Source organism: Shewanella zhangzhouensis (assembly GCF_019457615.1).
Classification (GTDB): Bacteria; Pseudomonadota; Gammaproteobacteria; order Enterobacterales; family Shewanellaceae; genus Shewanella; species Shewanella zhangzhouensis.
This window is the reverse complement of the sequence record NZ_CP080414.1, coordinates 3,443,377-3,460,059: the sequence shown is the minus strand read 5'-3', so window position 1 is coordinate 3,460,059 and position 16,683 is coordinate 3,443,377. Positions and strand designations below refer to the sequence as shown.

At 56.4% G+C, this 16,683-nt stretch carries 12 protein-coding genes; 6 read left to right on the top strand and 6 right to left on the bottom strand.

Annotated features, from left to right (window positions below; genetic code table 11):
• Positions 1-19: 19 nt before the first annotated feature.
• The 5 genes from K0H63_RS15170 to K0H63_RS15150 form a co-directional block, all read right to left on the bottom strand.
• Complete coding sequence (locus tag K0H63_RS15170) at positions 20-658, bottom strand: TatD family nuclease-associated radical SAM protein (RefSeq protein ID WP_220065399.1); 639 nt, start codon at positions 656-658, stop codon at positions 20-22.
• 134 nt (positions 659-792) lie between these two features.
• Positions 793-3,996 (bottom strand): efflux RND transporter permease subunit, encoded by a 3,204-nt coding sequence (locus K0H63_RS15165; protein ID WP_220065398.1) that lies wholly within the window; start codon positions 3,994-3,996, stop codon positions 793-795.
• Complete coding sequence (locus tag K0H63_RS15160; RefSeq protein WP_258405592.1) at positions 3,996-5,204, bottom strand: efflux RND transporter periplasmic adaptor subunit; 1,209 nt, start codon at positions 5,202-5,204, stop codon at positions 3,996-3,998. The genes K0H63_RS15165 and K0H63_RS15160 overlap by 1 nt, the downstream gene beginning before the upstream one ends.
• 214 nt (positions 5,205-5,418) lie before the next feature.
• Entirely contained in the window at positions 5,419-7,254 is a 1,836-nt protein-coding gene (gene srmB, locus K0H63_RS20130; protein ID WP_258405591.1) for an ATP-dependent RNA helicase SrmB, read from the bottom strand.
• A 65-nt stretch (positions 7,255-7,319) separates the two neighbouring features.
• Positions 7,320-8,021, bottom strand: a complete 702-nt coding sequence (locus K0H63_RS15150) for a tRNA1(Val) (adenine(37)-N6)-methyltransferase (protein ID WP_220067918.1) — start codon at positions 8,019-8,021, stop codon at positions 7,320-7,322.
• 506 nt (positions 8,022-8,527) lie between these two features.
• On the opposite strand from K0H63_RS15150, the gene brnQ reads away from it, so the two are divergent.
• The 4 genes from brnQ (at position 8,528) to recJ (ending at position 13,573) form a co-directional block, all read left to right on the top strand.
• A complete protein-coding gene (brnQ, locus tag K0H63_RS15145) occupies positions 8,528-9,865 on the top strand; it encodes a branched-chain amino acid transport system II carrier protein (protein WP_220065396.1) in 1,338 nt (445 codons plus the stop codon).
• Between the two features lie 146 nt (positions 9,866-10,011).
• Positions 10,012-10,893 (top strand): site-specific tyrosine recombinase XerD, encoded by an 882-nt coding sequence (gene xerD / locus K0H63_RS15140; RefSeq protein WP_220067917.1) that lies wholly within the window; start codon positions 10,012-10,014, stop codon positions 10,891-10,893.
• A 139-nt stretch (positions 10,894-11,032) separates the two neighbouring features.
• Positions 11,033-11,761 (top strand): bifunctional protein-disulfide isomerase/oxidoreductase DsbC, encoded by a 729-nt coding sequence (gene dsbC / locus K0H63_RS15135; protein ID WP_220065395.1) that lies wholly within the window; start codon positions 11,033-11,035, stop codon positions 11,759-11,761.
• Between the two features lie 87 nt (positions 11,762-11,848).
• On the top strand, positions 11,849-13,573 hold the full coding sequence (recJ, locus tag K0H63_RS15130; RefSeq protein ID WP_220065394.1) for a single-stranded-DNA-specific exonuclease RecJ: 1,725 nt from the start codon (positions 11,849-11,851) through the stop codon (positions 13,571-13,573).
• An 81-nt stretch (positions 13,574-13,654) separates the two neighbouring features.
• On the opposite strand, the gene rpiA is transcribed toward recJ, so the two are convergent.
• Positions 13,655-14,314: a ribose-5-phosphate isomerase RpiA gene (gene rpiA / locus K0H63_RS15125; RefSeq protein WP_220065393.1), complete on the bottom strand. Its 660-nt coding sequence runs from the start codon at positions 14,312-14,314 to the stop codon at positions 13,655-13,657.
• Positions 14,315-14,514: 200 nt separating this feature from the next.
• On the opposite strand from rpiA, the gene K0H63_RS15120 reads away from it, so the two are divergent.
• Both K0H63_RS15120 and K0H63_RS15115 read left to right on the top strand, forming a co-directional pair.
• Positions 14,515-15,441, top strand: coding sequence for a DUF808 domain-containing protein (locus K0H63_RS15120; RefSeq protein ID WP_220065392.1), 927 nt, complete (start codon positions 14,515-14,517; stop codon positions 15,439-15,441).
• Positions 15,442-15,582: 141 nt separating this feature from the next.
• Positions 15,583-16,629: an NAD(P)H-dependent flavin oxidoreductase gene (locus K0H63_RS15115; protein WP_220065391.1), complete on the top strand. Its 1,047-nt coding sequence runs from the start codon at positions 15,583-15,585 to the stop codon at positions 16,627-16,629.
• Positions 16,630-16,683: the final 54 nt, after the last annotated feature.

Genomic DNA, 16,683 nt, shown 5'->3' with positions numbered 1-16,683 from the left:
TCAGTTTGACGGGACAAACTTATCCCATGATATCCAGCTTGCGACGCTTGAAGATGCAGCCCGCCGCCTCCACCAGTGCCCGACAGGCCGGGATATTGACTCCGGGCAGGCCATCGATGGCGGAAACCTCCACGCGTTTGATGTAAGCCGGTGCCATGCGGATAAAGTCATTCACTGCCTGCCAGGAACCTTTCAGCTTGGGTTGACAGTGTTCCAGGTAGGTGAGTTCATCCTGGGCGTTGAGGGACACCGAGAGCGCATCCACGCAGTCGGCCAGTTCGGGCAGTATGTTGCGTCGGTGAAACAGGTTTCCAAGGCCATCGGTATTGACCCTAACGCGACCGCCTCTCGCCTTGATGGCGCGGGCAACCCCCAGCAGGGTGGGCAGATTCAGCGTAGGTTCGCCGTAGCCACAAAACACGTATTCATCAAAGCTGCCCACATCCCCGAGCAGGGGCAAGAGGTCATCGACCCCGGGCTGTTTGTCCAATGCCAGCTGATATTGATGTATTTGGCGACTGCCCTGTTGCTTGGGGCAAAAGCCGCACCTGAGGGTGCAGCGGCCGGTGATATTGAGGTAGCGGCTGCGGCGAATATCGTAAACGAGAGTGGCGCTTGGGGATGTGTGGTTAGCGGCAGTGGCGTCCATTGAATTCATGGTGTTGTGCCCGGTTAGGGCATGGGGGCGATGTGGGGGCAGTGTAACAGAGGCTGTTTATTCAAAATGTTCCCGGGATCAAAAAGGGAGAGCCGAGGCTCTCCCTTTTTTGGGATACAGGCAACACTCCTGCGTCAGTCGTGTTTTGCCCCTTCGAGGGACTGCGACAGCGATGCACCTTGCTCTGTGACCTGCCCGGCAGCGGCGCCATGCTCATGGTGCCCCTGATTTGGTTGCCACCACCAGTTGAACAGGCGGCGAGCGATGCTCGCGAAATCCGCCAGTATCACATACAGCAGCGGCACCAGTATCAGAGTCACCACGGTGGAGAAGAGGATACCGAATGCCAGCGAGGTGGCCATTGGGATCACAATCTGCGCCTGCAAACTGCGCTCAAGGATGATGGGCACCAGACCGAAGAAGGTGGTCAGTGAGGTCAGGATAATGGCCCTGAAACGGAAGCAGCCCGCATTTACAACGGCTTCACGCAGGGCAAAACCCTGAGCCCTGGCGCGGTTAACAAAGTCCACCAGGATAAGCGAGTCGTTCACCACCACGCCAGCCAGGGCGATAATACCGCACAGGCTCAGGACGCTGAGGGATAACCCCAGCAGCAGGTGACCTATGATGGCGCCAATCATGCCAAAGGGGATCACCGACATGATGATCATCGGCTGGCTGTATGACTTCAGCGGAATGGCCATCAGGGCATAGATGGTGAAGAGCGCAAAGAACAAGCCCTGCAACAGCCCCCAGATTGCGTCGGCCTCTTCCTGACTCTGACCATCGAGGGAGGTGTCGATATGGGGGTACTTTTGCTTCAGTACCGGCATAAAGTCTTTCTGAATGTCGGCGACCACCTTGCCCGGCTCGACCTTGTCCTTGTTGGCGGCGGCCGTGATGGTGATAGCCCTGCGACCATCCACCCGGGTAATGGCCGAGTAAGAGTCGCCTATCTCGATTTCTGCCACGTTGGCAAAGGGCACTGCGCTGCCATCGGGCGTACGGATAAGCATGTTTTCCAGATGGCCAACGGTGCGACGCTGCTCCAGCGGATAGCGCACCATCACCTTCACTTCTTCCTTGTTGCGCAAAATGCGCTGGGCTTCGTAACCATAAAAGCCATAGCGTACCTGGCGCGCCAGATCTGACAGCGTCAGACCAAGGGCTTCAGCCTCGGGACGAATTTTCAGGCGGATTTCATGGCTGCCGGAGGAATAGTTATCGGCGATGTCGTACAGCCCTTCGTAGCTTGCCAGCTTGGTTTTAAGCTCTTTGGCGGCCAGCGACAGCTGCTCAAGATCGTTGGACGACAGGCGGAACGCCACATCACCACCGGCATCGTTGGTGGTGGCATTCATGGACAACTTCTTCACTCCCACCATTTCCGGCAGGGCGTCACGCCAGGCGTCGGTAATGGCGTTGCCATCCAGCTCGCGGTCTTCCCCTTTGGTCAGCTCGGCAAAGATAAAGGCACTGGTGCGGGAGTTCATGTTGAAGAAGCTATGCTTCACCACAGGCTCGCCATACTTCTGCTCCATTTCACCGTTCATGCGGTAGAGGGCATCTTCGATTTGCTGCAGCGCCTTGAGGGTGTTGTCCTCTGAGCTGCCTTCTTCCATATCCAGATGCACCTGCACGAAGTCTGAGGGAATACTGGGGAAGAACACCCAGCGCACCTTGCCACTGGCGACCAGGGCGATGGAGAGGATCAATACCCCGGTAAAGCCGGCCAGCCAGTTGTATCTGTTGTGAATGGCACGCTCTAGGAACGCCTTGTAGCTGTGGTGGATAAAGTGGGCTACCCGCTCATTGAAACGCAGCTTCATGCGGCCGAGTGGGCCTGAGGGCTCCTTGGTGTTTGGCTTCATATGGGCAAGATGCGCCGGCAGAATGAGCTTGGATTCCACCAGAGAAAACGCCAGACACAGGATCACCACCATACCGATGGATTTCCAGATGATCCCCATGGGGCCATCCACCATCAACATGGGAATAAAGGCCGCGATTGTGGTCAGTACCCCGAAGGTGGCGGGCATGGCCACCTTCTGGGCACCGCGAATGACGTTATCCATGTTGTGACCGTGGCGTTCCACCTCGGTGTGGACGCTTTCCCCAATCACAATGGCGTCATCCACCAATATCCCCAGCACCAGAATAAAGGCGAACAGCGTCAGCATATTGATGGAAAGGGCAAAGGGTTCCACCGGCATCAGCAGCAGGGTGCCGAGGAAACACACGGGAATGCCCACCATCACCCAGAATGCCAGTTTCAGATCGAGGAACAGTGCCAGGATCACAAACACCAGCAGGGCACCCATGGTCATGTTCGACAGCATCATATTGAGGCGGCCGTTGAGGTAGTGGGTCAAATCCCCCCAGTAATCCAGCTCGGCGCCGGCGGGCAAACTGAGTTTGCGCTCTGCAATGTAGTCTTTCACATCCTTGGCGATGGCTACCGCGTCCTGATCTTTCACGCTCAGCACTTCCACTATCACAGCGGGTTTGCCATTGAAGCGGGTGTAGTCGAGGCGCTCTTCGAACTCATCCTTAATGGTGGCCACGTCCGGCAGCATGATGCGACTGCCATCTTTGCTGGTGGCAACCACTATGCTGGAAAAGTCTTCGCCGGTGTAAGCCTGGCCCTTGGTACGCAGCAGGATATCGCCGTCTTTGGCGCGAATGGCACCGCCGGGCAGGTCCAGGGAGGAGTTTTGCACCGCCATGGCCACCTGGGTGAAGGTGAGGCCATACTCACGCAACTTGTTCTCCGACACTTCGATGCCGATTTCATAGTTGCGGGCACCGGCTACCTGGGCACGGGTCACCGAGGGCAGGGCAGCCACTTCATCACGAATGTTTTTGGCCAGCTCCTTCATTTCGTGGGCGTTGATATCGCCATACACAGACAGCCAAATCACGTTGTTTTCAGGCTTTATCTGATAAATATTGGGTTTTTCGATGTTGGCCGGAAAGGTGGAAATGGCATCGATACGCAGCTTGGCCTCATCCAGCACGGTTTTGGCGTCGACACCGTTTTCCACTTCGATGGTGATACTGCCCACACCATCGCTGGCCACAGAAGTCAGCTTTTTAATGCCGATAACATCCTGGATGGCTTCTTCGATTTTGATGTTGATCCCTTCTTCGATTTCCTGTGGTGCGGCGCCTGGGTAGGCAACGGAAATTCTGAGCAGGTTGAGCTCGAAGCTTGGGAATATTTCTTTGTTAATCAGCTGAGTACTGAATAGGCCGCCAACCAGCAGCACTATCATCAGCAGGTTGGCCGCCACACTGTTGCGGGCAAACCACGCAATTATGCCTTTGTGGGTGTCCATTACTTGTCCCCTGCCTGTGCCAGACGCTCATCGGTGGGCGCCTCGCTGTCCCTGGTGCTGTTTGGGGTTTCTTCACCGCGGATTTTCACCACCTGACCGGTGGACAGGGTGCCTGTATTGGTCAGGGAAACACGCTCTCCGGTTTTGAGGCTGTCCTTGATGTAGGCGTAGTTCAGATCTGAGCGCACCACATTCACGTCACGCAGCTCCAGGGTGTTATCGCTGCGAACGACCGGCACCTTGCCTTCACGCACCAGATGGCGGTCCAGACGCACTATGCCGTCCTCGGTGCGACCCTTGATGATGGCGTTGACGAAGGTACCGTACTTCAGCGGCAGTTGGCCCTGGGTTTTATGCTTGCGCAGGTATGGGTCGGGAATTTCCGCCACCAGATAGACCATGCGGTTGCCTTCATCAATAACCCCTTCGCTGCGCACTATGGCGCCGGTCCATACCACTTCGCGACCGGCCAGGGAGGCTGTCAGGCTCACTTCGGTGTCGGGGTTGTCCACAGACTCCAGATAGGCGAGATCGGCATTGGCCAGTGGCAGGCGGATTTCAGCAACGCTGGTATCGTAAAGCTCACCCAGCTTGGTGCCGAGGGTGACGTATTGCCCCAGGTCGACACCGCGGGTTTTGACTATGCCGTCAAACGGCGCGCGGATAACGGTGCGCTCCAGATTACGCTTGGCGCGGGCCAGGGCGGCTTCGGCGTATTTGACGTTGGCCTGTTCTTTTTTCAGCTGCGGAATACGCAACCCCAGCTCCGGGGGGACGCCCTTGTCATATCCCTTGAACTCGGTTTTTGCCACTTCCCCACGGGCGATTTCTTCATTGAGTGCGGCGGTTGCCTGTGCCAGTGAGGCTTCCGCCTGCATCAGGTCGGCCTGATAGTCTGACGGTTCAATCACTGCCAGTTGGTCACCGGCCTTCACCACGCCGCCGGCAACAAAATTGGGCGATACGCTGGTCAGGCGCCCCTGAACTTCGGCCACCAGTTGCGTTTTGTGCCGTGGCATCACTACCCCGTAGGAAGGCAGATTCAACGACAGCGTCTCCTGCTTCACCTCAGCCACTTCAATAATCGGCATATTGGCTTCTTCGGCCTTCTGCTCGGGAGCTTCTTTGGTGGCCATGAGTAACATGGCGGCCAGGATAAATAGCGCGAGAATGATAAGGGGGAGGGTACGTCTTAAAATAGTGCTCATAGTGGCCCGCTTGTCCATATACAGGTAACGGGGCCTAAGGTACCAAAAGCGCCTTGCTATACCAATCAGTTTTTGTAACAGAAATGTATCTGATTTTTATCGAAGAGGTGGATTGATCTTGTCTGGGTGGTCTGTGTGGGCAGGGTGTTGTACCTTTTGGCGCCAAAATAAAACAGGGGCATCAGGCCCCTGTTTTTATCCGCATTTTGTGCTGTTACTCTGCTTTTGAGGGTTTGCGGTTTTTGCCGCCGGCACCTTTTGGCGCCGATGAGCGGTAGTCGCCGCCCTTATCACTGCGTTTACCGTCTTTGCCCTGGGCGTTATAACGGGGTTTTCCGTCGGCGCTGTTACGGGTCTTTCCCTCGGCGCTGTAACCTGACTTTCCTTCGGCGCTGTAAGCTGACTTGCCTTCAGCCTTGTGCCGCGGCTTTCCTTCAGTATTGGCGCGATCACGAGCCGGGCTGCGCTCGGCGGATTGATAACCTCTGCCGCTTTGGCTGCCAGCATCCTGATGACGCTTGTCGCCACGGCCATGGGGCGTTTTTTCACCCACTTCGCGCTTGGCACTGCGGGCATTGCCGTCTCTGGAGGCGTAACCCTGGCCTTCGGCACGGTCACGTGGGCCATGTTGGCTGCGTCCCGCATCGGCTCTGTCGTGGCTTCTGCGTTCCTGCTTATCATGGCCTCTGCGCTCATGTTTTTCCTGGCCGTCACCCTTATCATCAGTGCCGGTATGGCGCGTCGATGCTCTGCCGCCAGAACGGAAGTTGTCGCCGCCCCTGCTGTCTGCAGTCTTGGCGTTTGGTGTGGCAGGGCCGCGGCCTGGGGCAGCCTTGGGCTTAGGATTTTTGGCCTTGGCTTTGGCATCCTTGGCCTTGACCTTTTTCTTGGTGGGCACCTTGGCTTCTTTGTGCTTGGGGCGCAGCTCTTCAATCACCCTGCGCTTGAGCGGCTGCTCAATGTAACGCTCGACCTTGCCCAGAATCCGCATGTCGTGAGCTTCCACCAGGGAGATGGCGGTGCCCTTGGCGCCTGCACGGCCGGTGCGGCCGATGCGGTGCACATAGGTGTCGGCTGAGCGAGGCATGTCGAAGTTGATCACATGGGTGATGTCTTCAATGTCGATACCCCGTGCGGCCACATCGGTGGCCAAGAGCACGTTCACTTCACCCTTGGTAAAGCGACCCAGTGCCTGGAAACGTTTTTTCTGATCCATGTCGCCGCGCATAAAGGCGCAGGCAATACCGGCCTGTTGCAATTGGCCTTCCAGCGAAGCCACCACGTCGCGGGTCTTACAGAACACGATGGCTCGCTTCACTTCTTCCTGCTTGAGCAAATGGGTCAGCAGGGCGAACTTGTGGTCTTTGTCGTCGGCCAGATGTATCCACTGATGGATTTTGGCTTTTTCGCTGCGGGGCGGCTCAGACTCCACGAATACAGGTTCGTTGAGGAGCTCACGGGCAAAGTTGCCCACGCCGCCACCTTCCAGGGTGGCGGAAAAGAGCATGGCCTGTTTGCGGCCACTGGCTTCTACGGCAATGGTTTTCACCACTTCACCAAAGCCCATGTCCAGCATGCGGTCGGCTTCGTCGATAACCAGGACTTCCACCAGTTCGGCGCTGAAATGGCCCTTGTCCAGATACTCCAGCAGACGTCCCGGGGTTGCCACCAGGATATCGACGTTACTCTTGAGCATCTCTTCCTGTGGACCATAGGGCACGCCACCGGTGATAAGCTTGATGTCCAGCTCCAGATTGGTGGCCAGATGGCTGGCGTAGCGATGGATTTGGCTGGCCAATTCACGGGTGGGAGTCAGTACCAGCACCCGGGGCTGACCTGGACGACGGCGGGGGAAATCTATCAGGTGCTGCAGCGCAGGCAGCAAAAAGCTGGCAGTCTTGCCGGTCCCTGTTGGAGCGCGCGCCAGAATATCCCTTTGCTCCATGGCAAGGGGGATGGTCATACGCTGAATGGTGGTGGGGGTGTTGTGCCCCATGGCTTTCAGGGACTCCAGCAGCTCGGGGTCCAATTGGAAATCTTCAAATAGCATGGTGGCATTCCTACTCTAACAGGCGCGGTATTATAGGTGCTTTACTCGGTTACTGAAACCAGGAGTTACAGTTTCAGGTAAAAGTCCCTGGTGAGGGCCGTCATGGCCTCAGTGTAGCAGCCTTGAACATCCCTGATGGCGAGGTGTTCATGCTGATAATTGTCCTCTTTGTGGCTGACCGCGAGCAGCAGTCTCCGTGGCGCTTTTCCTTCAACCGTACTGACTTCAACCCTTTGCTGGATGCCGAGCCCGGCGTGAGTGAGCGCTTGCATGAAGGCTGACTCACTTTCCACCGGCAACACCAGGCTGGCAACGCCCTGGGCGCTTAAGTGGGTTGCCATTAGCTTGCACAGTGCCAAAAATCCAAGGCTGCCTGTGTGTCTTGCCTGAGCTCTGCCGGGCTTTTCTGACAATGGCCCGGTTTCAAAGTAGGGCGGATTACAGAGTATGTGAGTGAACACTTTGCCTGCCAGCGCCTTTGCATCAGTGGCATCGGCTTCAATCAGGCTTATTCTGTCGTGCCAGGGGCTGGCGCTGAAGTTACTGCGGCACGCACTGGCGGCCACAGGGTCTATTTCGACGGCGGTGATGGGCGCCTTGCAGCGCTGGGCCGCCATCAGAGCCAACAGGCCACTGCCGGCGCCCAGGTCGAGCACTGCATTGGCGCCATCAAGATTGGCCCAGGCCCCCAGAAGCACGGCGTCTGTGCTGACGGGCATACCGCAACCGAAATCGTCCACGTGAAATGCTTTAAAACTGAATCCCATGGTGTCTGAGCCAAATGAACAATCACTTTCCTGTGGCGGCATGGTAACAGAATCCCGCGTTTGTCCCCAGAAAAGCCCCTGGCTTGCCGGTAAAAAGGCGCCGGCTCTTGACCTCTGGTCTGACCTTGTTTGGGGCCGCTGTTGCCCAAATGTGATGACTGCGGCCCGAAAACGCCCATGAGCCGTGATCCGGCGCAACATGCTGTTAGCGCGAATGCAGCATGGGGCACTTTTTTGTGCAAGAGAGGCCAGTCTGCTTGCGCTGCTGTCCGGGCTTTGGTATTAGTTTCCCCCTTTCCCGTAGCCATTTTTTGCGACTTCGGGCCCCTCGGTGGCGTTTTTGGCCAAAATTCACCTCGAGGCAGGTGGTTTTTTCGGCGCGCAACGCCAAATTTACCTCTCCAGTGCTGTAATTATGGCGTTACACGGGGGCTTTCTCAGTCCTTCTTCGGTAGCCAAGTTACAGATAATCACTTAAGTTTGTTCGAAAAACACTAATAAATAAGATGGGGCTTCTTGTGCAAAACAAGCAGATGAGTTTCTCAGACACCTTAAGTCTGGGTTTTATGACTTTTGCGTTCTTTTTGGGGGCCGGTAACCTGATATTCCCGCCATTTGCGGGCATGCTTGCCGGTGAGAACATGCCATTGGCCATGATGGGCTTTTTGGTGACTGCCGTGGGTATGCCATTGGTGGGTTTGATTGCCGTTGCCAAAACCCAGGGTAAGGTGATGGCGTACCTGCCAGCGGTGGCAGCTACGGCACTGGCCGTGGCCATCTACATCATCATTGGACCGGCCTTTGCCGCGCCCCGCACCGGTCTTGTGGCCTTTGAAATTGGCGCGAAACCCTTCCTGGGCGATACCAGTACCGTCCTGGCGCTTGGCAGTATCAGTCTGAACGTGGCCCAGCTTATCTTTACCCTTGGGTTCTTCGCGGTGACCATGCTGCTGGCCCTCTTCCCCGGTAAATTGATGGACAGTGTCGGTAAAGTACTGACGCCTGTGCTTATGGTACTGCTGTTGTCGCTGGCCATTTCTGTGATTATGCTGCCTTCCGGTGATGTTTCAGCGCCGGTGGGAGATTATGTGTCCAGCCCGCTTATCAAGGGGGTGATTGAAGGCTACAACACCATGGATACCCTGGCGTCGCTCATGTTCGGTATGTTGATTATCGACCTTTTGCGCAAAAAAGGCGTTGATGCCCCGGCCGATCAAACCCGGGCACTGGTACGTGCTGCTTTTATCGCCGCCTCAGGCTTGGCCTTTGTGTACATTTCGCTGTTCTTCCTCGGTGCCACTGCCGGAGATATCGCCCAGGGCGCGGAAAACGGCGGGCAGATCCTGACCCGCTATGTTGACCGTGAGTTTGGCACCCTGGGGGCGCTGCTGTTGTCCACAGTCGTGTCTTTGGCCTGTTTGACCACGGCCGTTGGACTGGTGAGTGCCTGTTCTGACTATTTCAATGAGCTGTTCCCGCGCATTAAGTATCGTCAGTTTGTGATCCTGTTTTCGATCATCTGCGCCGTGGTGGCCAACGTGGGGCTGACCCAGCTTATCAGCGTGAGTATTCCTGTGCTGGTGAGTGTTTACCCCGTGGTGATTGCGCTGGTGGCCGTGACCTTCATAACCCAATACCTGCCCAATCCCAAAGTCAGCCATCGACTGGTGCTGGCAGTGGCGCTGCTCTTTGGTGCCATCGATGGCCTCAAGGCTGCCGGGATGAACATGGAGTCTTTGAGCTTTATGCCGCTTTACGCCGAAGGTATGGCCTGGTTGTTGCCAACCGCAGTGACCATGGTAATCTGCCTCTTTATCGGTAAGCGCACACCGGCCGCGGCCTGATAGCAATACGCATTAGAAAAGCCGGGCTCGCCCGGCTTTTTTGTTTTCTGTTGGAGTCTTTTTTGTCCGCCAAAGCTAATAACTCCCTGAAGGGTGGCAAGCGCTCGGAGAAATCCGGTGCCCCACTGAAACCCAGTGCTGCCGGAATGGCACTGATAGATGCGTTTCTGGATGAGCTTTGGTCGCTTCAGGGTCTGTCTGACAATACCTTGAGTGCCTACCGTACCGATTTGTGTCAGTTCGATGCCTTTCTCTCAGCCAAGGGTATGGGTTTGCTCGCCCTCGATAGTCTGACACTAAGAGACTATCTGGCGTACCGTTTTGAGCAGGGCATGGCCAAAACCTCGACGGCCCGCATGCTCTCAAGCCTGCGCCGCTTCTATCGCCATCAACTGGTATCCGGCACTCTCAGTGAAGACCCAACCGCCCTGATTGAATCGCCCAAACTCCCCAAATCCCTGCCAGGCAGCCTGTCTGAGGCGCAGGTGGAGCTGCTGCTGGCGGAGCCAAACAGCGAAGACCCTGTGGAGTGCCGCGATAAAGCCATGCTGGAGCTACTTTATGCCACCGGGCTGCGGGTGAGCGAGTTGGTTGGGCTTGGCATGTCGGAGCTGGGGCTGCGTCAGGGGTTGGTACGTATTATCGGTAAGGGGGGTAAAGAACGATTGGTGCCCATGGGGGAAGTGGCCCAGGACGCGCTGGAACAGTTTCTTGCAGGTCCGAGGCAGATGCTCCTCAAGCAAGGCGCCACCGAGGTGGTATTTCCATCCAACCGTGGTCAGCAAATGACACGGCAAACCTTTTGGCACCGCATCAAGCTGTATGCCCTGAGAGCAGGCATTTCCACTGAGCTGTCACCCCACACCCTAAGGCATGCCTTTGCCACCCATTTGCTGAACCATGGCGCCGATCTCAGGGTGGTACAGCTTCTGCTGGGGCACAGTTCATTATCGACGACCCAAATATATACCCATGTGGCCAGAACCCGCCTTGCGGATCTCCATGAAAAACATCACCCCAGGGGGTGAGAGTTTGGTGAAAACACCAACTGATACAAATTCAGTCCCGGCTAATTTGCTTTTGTTACCGTTAGACGGTAACTTTTCAGGCCATTCGCGGGTCTTATACTCAAGAGACTATACCCGCAGTCGTATTCAAGGACTCAAGATGAAATTCACCCGTACCCTGACGCTTCTGGGCTCGCTGGCCCTGGCACCCATGTTGATGGCTGCCCCGGCTACATCAAACGACATGTTGAAGCAGAAAATTGAAAGCACCCTTGGCCTGGAAGTGAACAGCATCACAGCCTCTCCGGTTGAGGGGCTGTATCAGGCCATCACCAACCGTGGTGTGTTGTACATCACTGCCGATGGCAGCAAGCTGCTCCATGGCAACATCTATGATTTGAATGACCAGATGAACAACCTGACCGAAAAAGCCCTGGCAGGCCCGCGTCTGGACATGCTCAAAGAATTTGAAAGCAAGATGTTGGTGTATAAAGCCAAAGACGAAAAACACGTAGTCACTGTCTTTACCGACATTACCTGTGGTTATTGCCGCAAGCTGCATCGTGAGATGAAAGACTATAACGACCTTGGAATCACTGTGCGTTATCTGGCGTATCCCCGTCAGGGTGTGCCTTCCCCCAATGCCGACGAGATGGAAGCCGTATGGTGTGCCAAAGACCCTCACAAGGCTATGGACGATGCCAAGGCCGGTAAAAATATCAGCCTCGCCAAGTGTGATGCGGATATTGCCGGCCAGTACAATCTGGGTGGCTCATTCGGCGTAAATGGCACTCCTGCCATTGTGCTGGAAGATGGCTCTATGATCCCCGGTTATCAGCCTGCCTCAGCGCTGTTTGATGTGCTTGAGCGTCGTGCGGTCAAGCAGTAACAGCGTGTTGCATCCAAGAGAAGGTGAGCCCAGGCTCACCTTTTTGTTGTATTGGTATTCCCCAAGGTTCAAGCAAGGAGTCACTGCGTGAAGTACAAACTCACCAGACGTGAAACGGTGGATGACTCCCACCTGCCAAACCACCTGCATCCTTTGATAAAGCAGCTGCTTGCCCGCCGCGGGGTGGCGGCCGATGACTGCGAGCAGGAGTTGTCGCGTCTGCTGCGACCCGAGACCATGCTGGGGCTCGATAAGGCCGCGTTTCTGTTGGCCGATGCCGCAATGGCCTCAAAGCGTATGCTGATTGTTGGTGACTTTGATGCCGATGGTGCCACCTCCACCAGTGTGTGTTTGCTGGCGCTCAAGATGCTGGGTATTCAGGGGGCGGATTTTCTGATTCCCAATCGCTTTGATTATGGTTATGGCCTCAGCGTGCCCCTGGTGGCGCTCGCGGTGGAAAAGGGCGCCGAGGTGCTTATCACGGTGGACAATGGCATTAGCAGCATCGAAGGTGTGGCGGCGGCCAAAGCCGCCGGGATGCAGGTGGTGATCACCGACCACCATCTGCCCGGGCAGGTATTGCCGGACGCCGATGCCATAGTTAACCCCAATCAACAGGGTTGCACTTTTGCCAGCAAATCCATTGCCGGTGTGGGCGTGGCCTTTTATCTGATGCTGGCCCTTCGCGCTGAACTCAGAAGCCGTGGCTGGTTTGAAAGGCTCGGCATAAAAGAGCCCAACTTGGCGGTGCTGGTGGACATAGTGGCGCTGGGCACTGTGGCAGACGTGGTGAGTTTGGATGCCAATAACCGGATTCTGGTGGATGCCGGGCTTAAGCGCGTCCGGGCTGGACGTTGCAGGCCCGGAATTACCGCGCTGCTCGAAGTCGCCAAGCGTAATCCCGCCCGCGCGGTTGCTGCCGACTTTGGTTTTGCCGTGGGGCCCAGGCTCAATGCCGCAGGGCGCCTCGATGAGATGTCCCTTGGGGTGGAAACCCTCCTGTGTGAAGACATCATGTATGCCCGCAGAATGGCGGCCGAACTGGATGGCCTGAATCAGGAGCGCCGCGAGCTGGAAACCGGCATGCAGGCCGAGGCATTGAAGAGCCTCGAGCGCTTGCAGCTGGAAGAGTCGCAACTGCCCTGGGGCATAGCCCTGTATCAGGATGACTGGCATCAGGGGGTGATAGGTATTCTGGCCTCACGTATCAAAGACAAATACCACAGACCCGTTATTGCCTTTGCCGAAGCGTCGGATACCGAGGTTAAGGGCTCAGCCCGCTCCATCAAGGGCCTGCACATGCGCGACTTGCTGGAGCTGATTTCCAGCCGCCATCCCGGGCTTATTCCCAAGTTTGGTGGCCATGCAATGGCGGCAGGCCTGAGCCTTGCCAAAGCCGATGTGAGCAAGTTTCAGGCAGTGTTTGATGAAACCGTGCGGGAGCTGCTGGCACCAGAGCTGCTCACCGGTGAAATCCTCTCCGATGGTGAATTGCCCACGGAATACCTGACCCTGGAAACCGCGAGTCTTATTCGCGCCAGCGGCCCCTGGGGGCAGGGCTTCGAAGAACCGCTGTTTGATGGCCATTTCCGGTTATTGCAGCAGCGCCTCGTGGGCGAAAAGCATCTGAAGATGTTGGTGGAAACCGAGTGTGGCCGCCTGATGCTGGATGCCATCGCCTTCAATGTGGACCTTAAACTCTGGCCCGATGCCACGGTGCGCCATGTGCAGCTTGCCTACCGCCTCGATGTGAACGAGTTTCGTGGCAATCAAAGCCTGCAGCTTCTTGTCGAGCAAATCGAAGCCAAATGAGTCCGGACGCCTGTTAACGAAACGCCAGTTAATAAAAAAGCCACCCTTGGGTGGCTTTTTTTGTCTTGAACGGCTCGCTTATCAGGCGGTGACAGTCTTGACGCCGTCAGGGGTGCCGACCAAGAGCACATCGGCGCCGCGATGGGCAAAGAGACCATTGGTCACTACGCCTACTATGCCGTTGATTTGCTGTTCCAGCTTCTTGGGTTCCATGATCTTCATGTTGTGCACATCCAGGATCACGTTGCCGTTGTCGGTAACCACGCCTTCACGGTACACAGGGTCGCCGCCCAGTTTTACCATCTCACGGGCTACGTAGGAGCGGGCCATGGGGATGACTTCAACCGGCAGCGGGAACTCGCCGAGGATGGCTACTTCTTTGGTGTTGTCCACGATACAGATAAATTTGTCGGCCACGGCGGCGACAATTTTTTCACGGGTGAGGGCTGCACCACCACCCTTGATCATGTCCATCTGGCCGTTGATTTCATCGGCGCCGTCCACATAAACAGACAGTCGGTCGACACTGTTCAAGTCGTAAACCGGAATGCCCAGTGCCTTGAGCTTGGCGGTTGAGGCTTCAGAAGAAGACACTGCGCCTTCGATATCCGCCTTGATGGTAGCCAGCGCATCGATAAAGTGGTTCACAGTAGAGCCTGTGCCCACGCCAACAATGCTGTCTTTTTCTACGTATTTGAGTGCAGCCCAGGCGGCGGCCTTTTTCATTTCGTCTTGAGTCATGGTGAGGTCCTGTAAACGACTTAATGCAAAAAAATTGCCCTTATTATACCTGCAAGTGGCTATAAAAGTGGTTGTTGGCTAACAAAAATCCTGCCTGTGCTGCCACGTCTCTGACACTTTTGCATCCCAGGGGTGCGTTTTGCCAAAGGGATAGATTAGGATAACCGCAACCGATTTAAGTGTTTTCACAAGGAGTTGTTATGGCCGGAGCCAGTTTGCTCACCCTGCTGGATGATATTGCGACCATTCTGGATGATGTGTCTGTGATGAGTAAGGTTGCTGCCAAGAAAACCGCCGGTGTGCTGGGGGACGATTTGGCCCTCAATGCCCAGCAGGTAACCGGGGTCAATGCCGACCGGGAGTTGCCCGTGGTGTGGGCCGTTGCCAGGGGCTCATTTCTCAATAAGTTAATCCTGGTTCCCCTGGCGCTGCTTATCAGCGCCTTTGTCCCCTGGCTGGTGACGCCCCTCTTGATGTTCGGCGGCCTGTTTTTGTGTTTCGAAGGCTTTGAAAAGCTCTGGCATGCCAGAGCCAAGCATGTGCCGGTGGATGGGGAAGATGCCCACGAGGCGTTGGTGCCAAAGGGCATGGACCCCAAAGAGTATGAAAAGCAAAAGGTGAAGGGGGCGATACGCACCGATTTTGTGCTCTCGGCCGAGATTATTGCCATCACCCTGGGAGTGGTGGCCGAGCAAACCTTTATGACCCAGGTCGCGACCCTGTCCATCATTGCGGTGCTGATGACCATAGGTGTCTATGGTTTGGTGGCCGGGATAGTCAAACTCGATGATTTGGGGCTCTGGCTGTCGCGTAAAACCGCTAAGCTTGCCCGGATGTTGGGTAACCTGCTGCTGGCGGCGGCCCCCAAACTGATGAAACTCTTATCTGTTGTGGGCACGGCAGCCATGTTTATGGTGGGGGGCGGCATCCTTACCCACGGCATCCACGTGCTTCACGACGGCATCAATGCGGCGGCGGCGCGGGTGGGGGCGATTGAGGCCATAGGCCCTGTGCTCGAATTCTTTACCCCGAGTGTGCTGAATCTGCTTTTTGGCATAGCCGCGGGGGCGGTGGCCGTGCTCGTGATGACCTTGATTGCAAAGTTTAAACCCGCCAAGGCAAATTGATTCATTGCCATTTGGCTGCCCTTTTGACCGCCTGCCCAAGGCGCTTGGATGAGTGACTAAGCGGCAGCTGGTATCTCGGGCGGTCGTCGACCAGGCCCGAGTCACCTCCGGGTTTGCAGCAAGTAACCACAGGGAGTGGAAATGAGCAACAAATTACAGCCGTTTCTCGGCACAGCTTTACCCATCATCCAGGCCCCCATGGCCGGGGTGCAGGACAGTGACCTTGCCATTGCGGTATGCAACGCCGGAGGTTTGGGTTCCTTGCCCTGCGGTATGTTGGGTAATGAGGTACTGCAGGCTGAAATTCATCGTATTCAGGCGGCAACGTCAGCACCTTTTAATCTCAACTTCTTTTGTCACAGGGTAAGTGATTACCCGGACCTCATCCGTCAGCGCTGGCAGTCGGTGCTGGCACCTTATTTTGATGAACTTGGTGTGACCGCTTCTTCAGGTCCGGCCAAGGCCAGTCGCCAACCCTTCAGCCACGACGTAGCCGATGTGATAGAAGCGGCGCGGCCAGCCTTTGTCAGCTTTCATTTTGGGCTTCCGGACAAGGCCTTGTTGCAGCGGGTAAAAAGCTGGGGCACCAGGGTGCTGTCTTCGGCAACCACCCTCGATGAGGCGCTGTGGCTTGAGGCTAACGGCGCCGACGGCATTATACTGCAGGGGCTTGAAGCCGGTGGCCACAGAGGCATGTTTTTGTCGATGGAGTTGGGTACTCAGCAGCCGCTGCATGCGCTGCTGGCATTGGTTAAGGATAGACTGACGGTGCCCGTCATTGCCGCCGGTGGCCTTGGCTGCTCCGCCGACATCAATGCTGCGTTTAAAGCCGGGGCCGATGCGGTGCAGATTGGCACGGCGTATCTATTGTGCGATGAAGCCAAAACCTCTGCTATCCATCGCCGTGCCATCGTTGAGCAACCGCTGCAAACTCAAATCACCACGCTTTTTTCCGGCAGACCGGCCCGGGGCATAGTCAATCGCGCCATGGCAGAGCTTGGCCCCTTGCATGAGGCTGCGCCGCCATTTCCCTTTGCCTCCATCGATATGGGGCTGCTGCGACAGGCGGCGGAGCAGCAGGGTAAGGGGGACTTTTCCCCCCTGTGGTGCGGGCAAAACACCTCAGGTTGCCGCGATGTTCCGGCGGCAGAGCTTACCCGGGACCTCGCTGCCGGGTTGACGCTGTGATTCGGGGATCGTGGATAGGGCATGCATTGGCTAAGGAGTGTCTGGATGAGGAGC

Excerpts from the sequence above, each read along its gene's own strand:
- K0H63_RS15170 (WP_220065399.1), bottom strand. The coding sequence starts at position 658 with ATGAATTCAATGGACGCCACTGCCGCTAACCACACATCCCCAAGCGCC.
- K0H63_RS15150 (WP_220067918.1), bottom strand. The coding sequence starts at position 8,021 with ATGGGATTCAGTTTTAAAGCATTTCACGTGGACGATTTCGGTTGCGGT.
- K0H63_RS15115 (WP_220065391.1), top strand. The coding sequence starts at position 15,583 with ATGAGCAACAAATTACAGCCGTTTCTCGGCACAGCTTTACCCATCATC.
- brnQ (WP_220065396.1), top strand. The coding sequence starts at position 8,528 with ATGGGGCTTCTTGTGCAAAACAAGCAGATGAGTTTCTCAGACACCTTA.
- K0H63_RS15160 (WP_258405592.1), bottom strand. The coding sequence starts at position 5,204 with ATGAGCACTATTTTAAGACGTACCCTCCCCCTTATCATTCTCGCGCTA.
- rpiA (WP_220065393.1), bottom strand. The coding sequence starts at position 14,314 with ATGACTCAAGACGAAATGAAAAAGGCCGCCGCCTGGGCTGCACTCAAA.
- K0H63_RS15120 (WP_220065392.1), top strand. The coding sequence starts at position 14,515 with ATGGCCGGAGCCAGTTTGCTCACCCTGCTGGATGATATTGCGACCATT.
- xerD (WP_220067917.1), top strand. The coding sequence starts at position 10,012 with ATGGCACTGATAGATGCGTTTCTGGATGAGCTTTGGTCGCTTCAGGGT.
- dsbC (WP_220065395.1), top strand. The coding sequence starts at position 11,033 with ATGAAATTCACCCGTACCCTGACGCTTCTGGGCTCGCTGGCCCTGGCA.
- srmB (WP_258405591.1), bottom strand. The coding sequence starts at position 7,254 with ATGCTATTTGAAGATTTCCAATTGGACCCCGAGCTGCTGGAGTCCCTG.
- K0H63_RS15165 (WP_220065398.1), bottom strand. The coding sequence starts at position 3,996 with ATGGACACCCACAAAGGCATAATTGCGTGGTTTGCCCGCAACAGTGTG.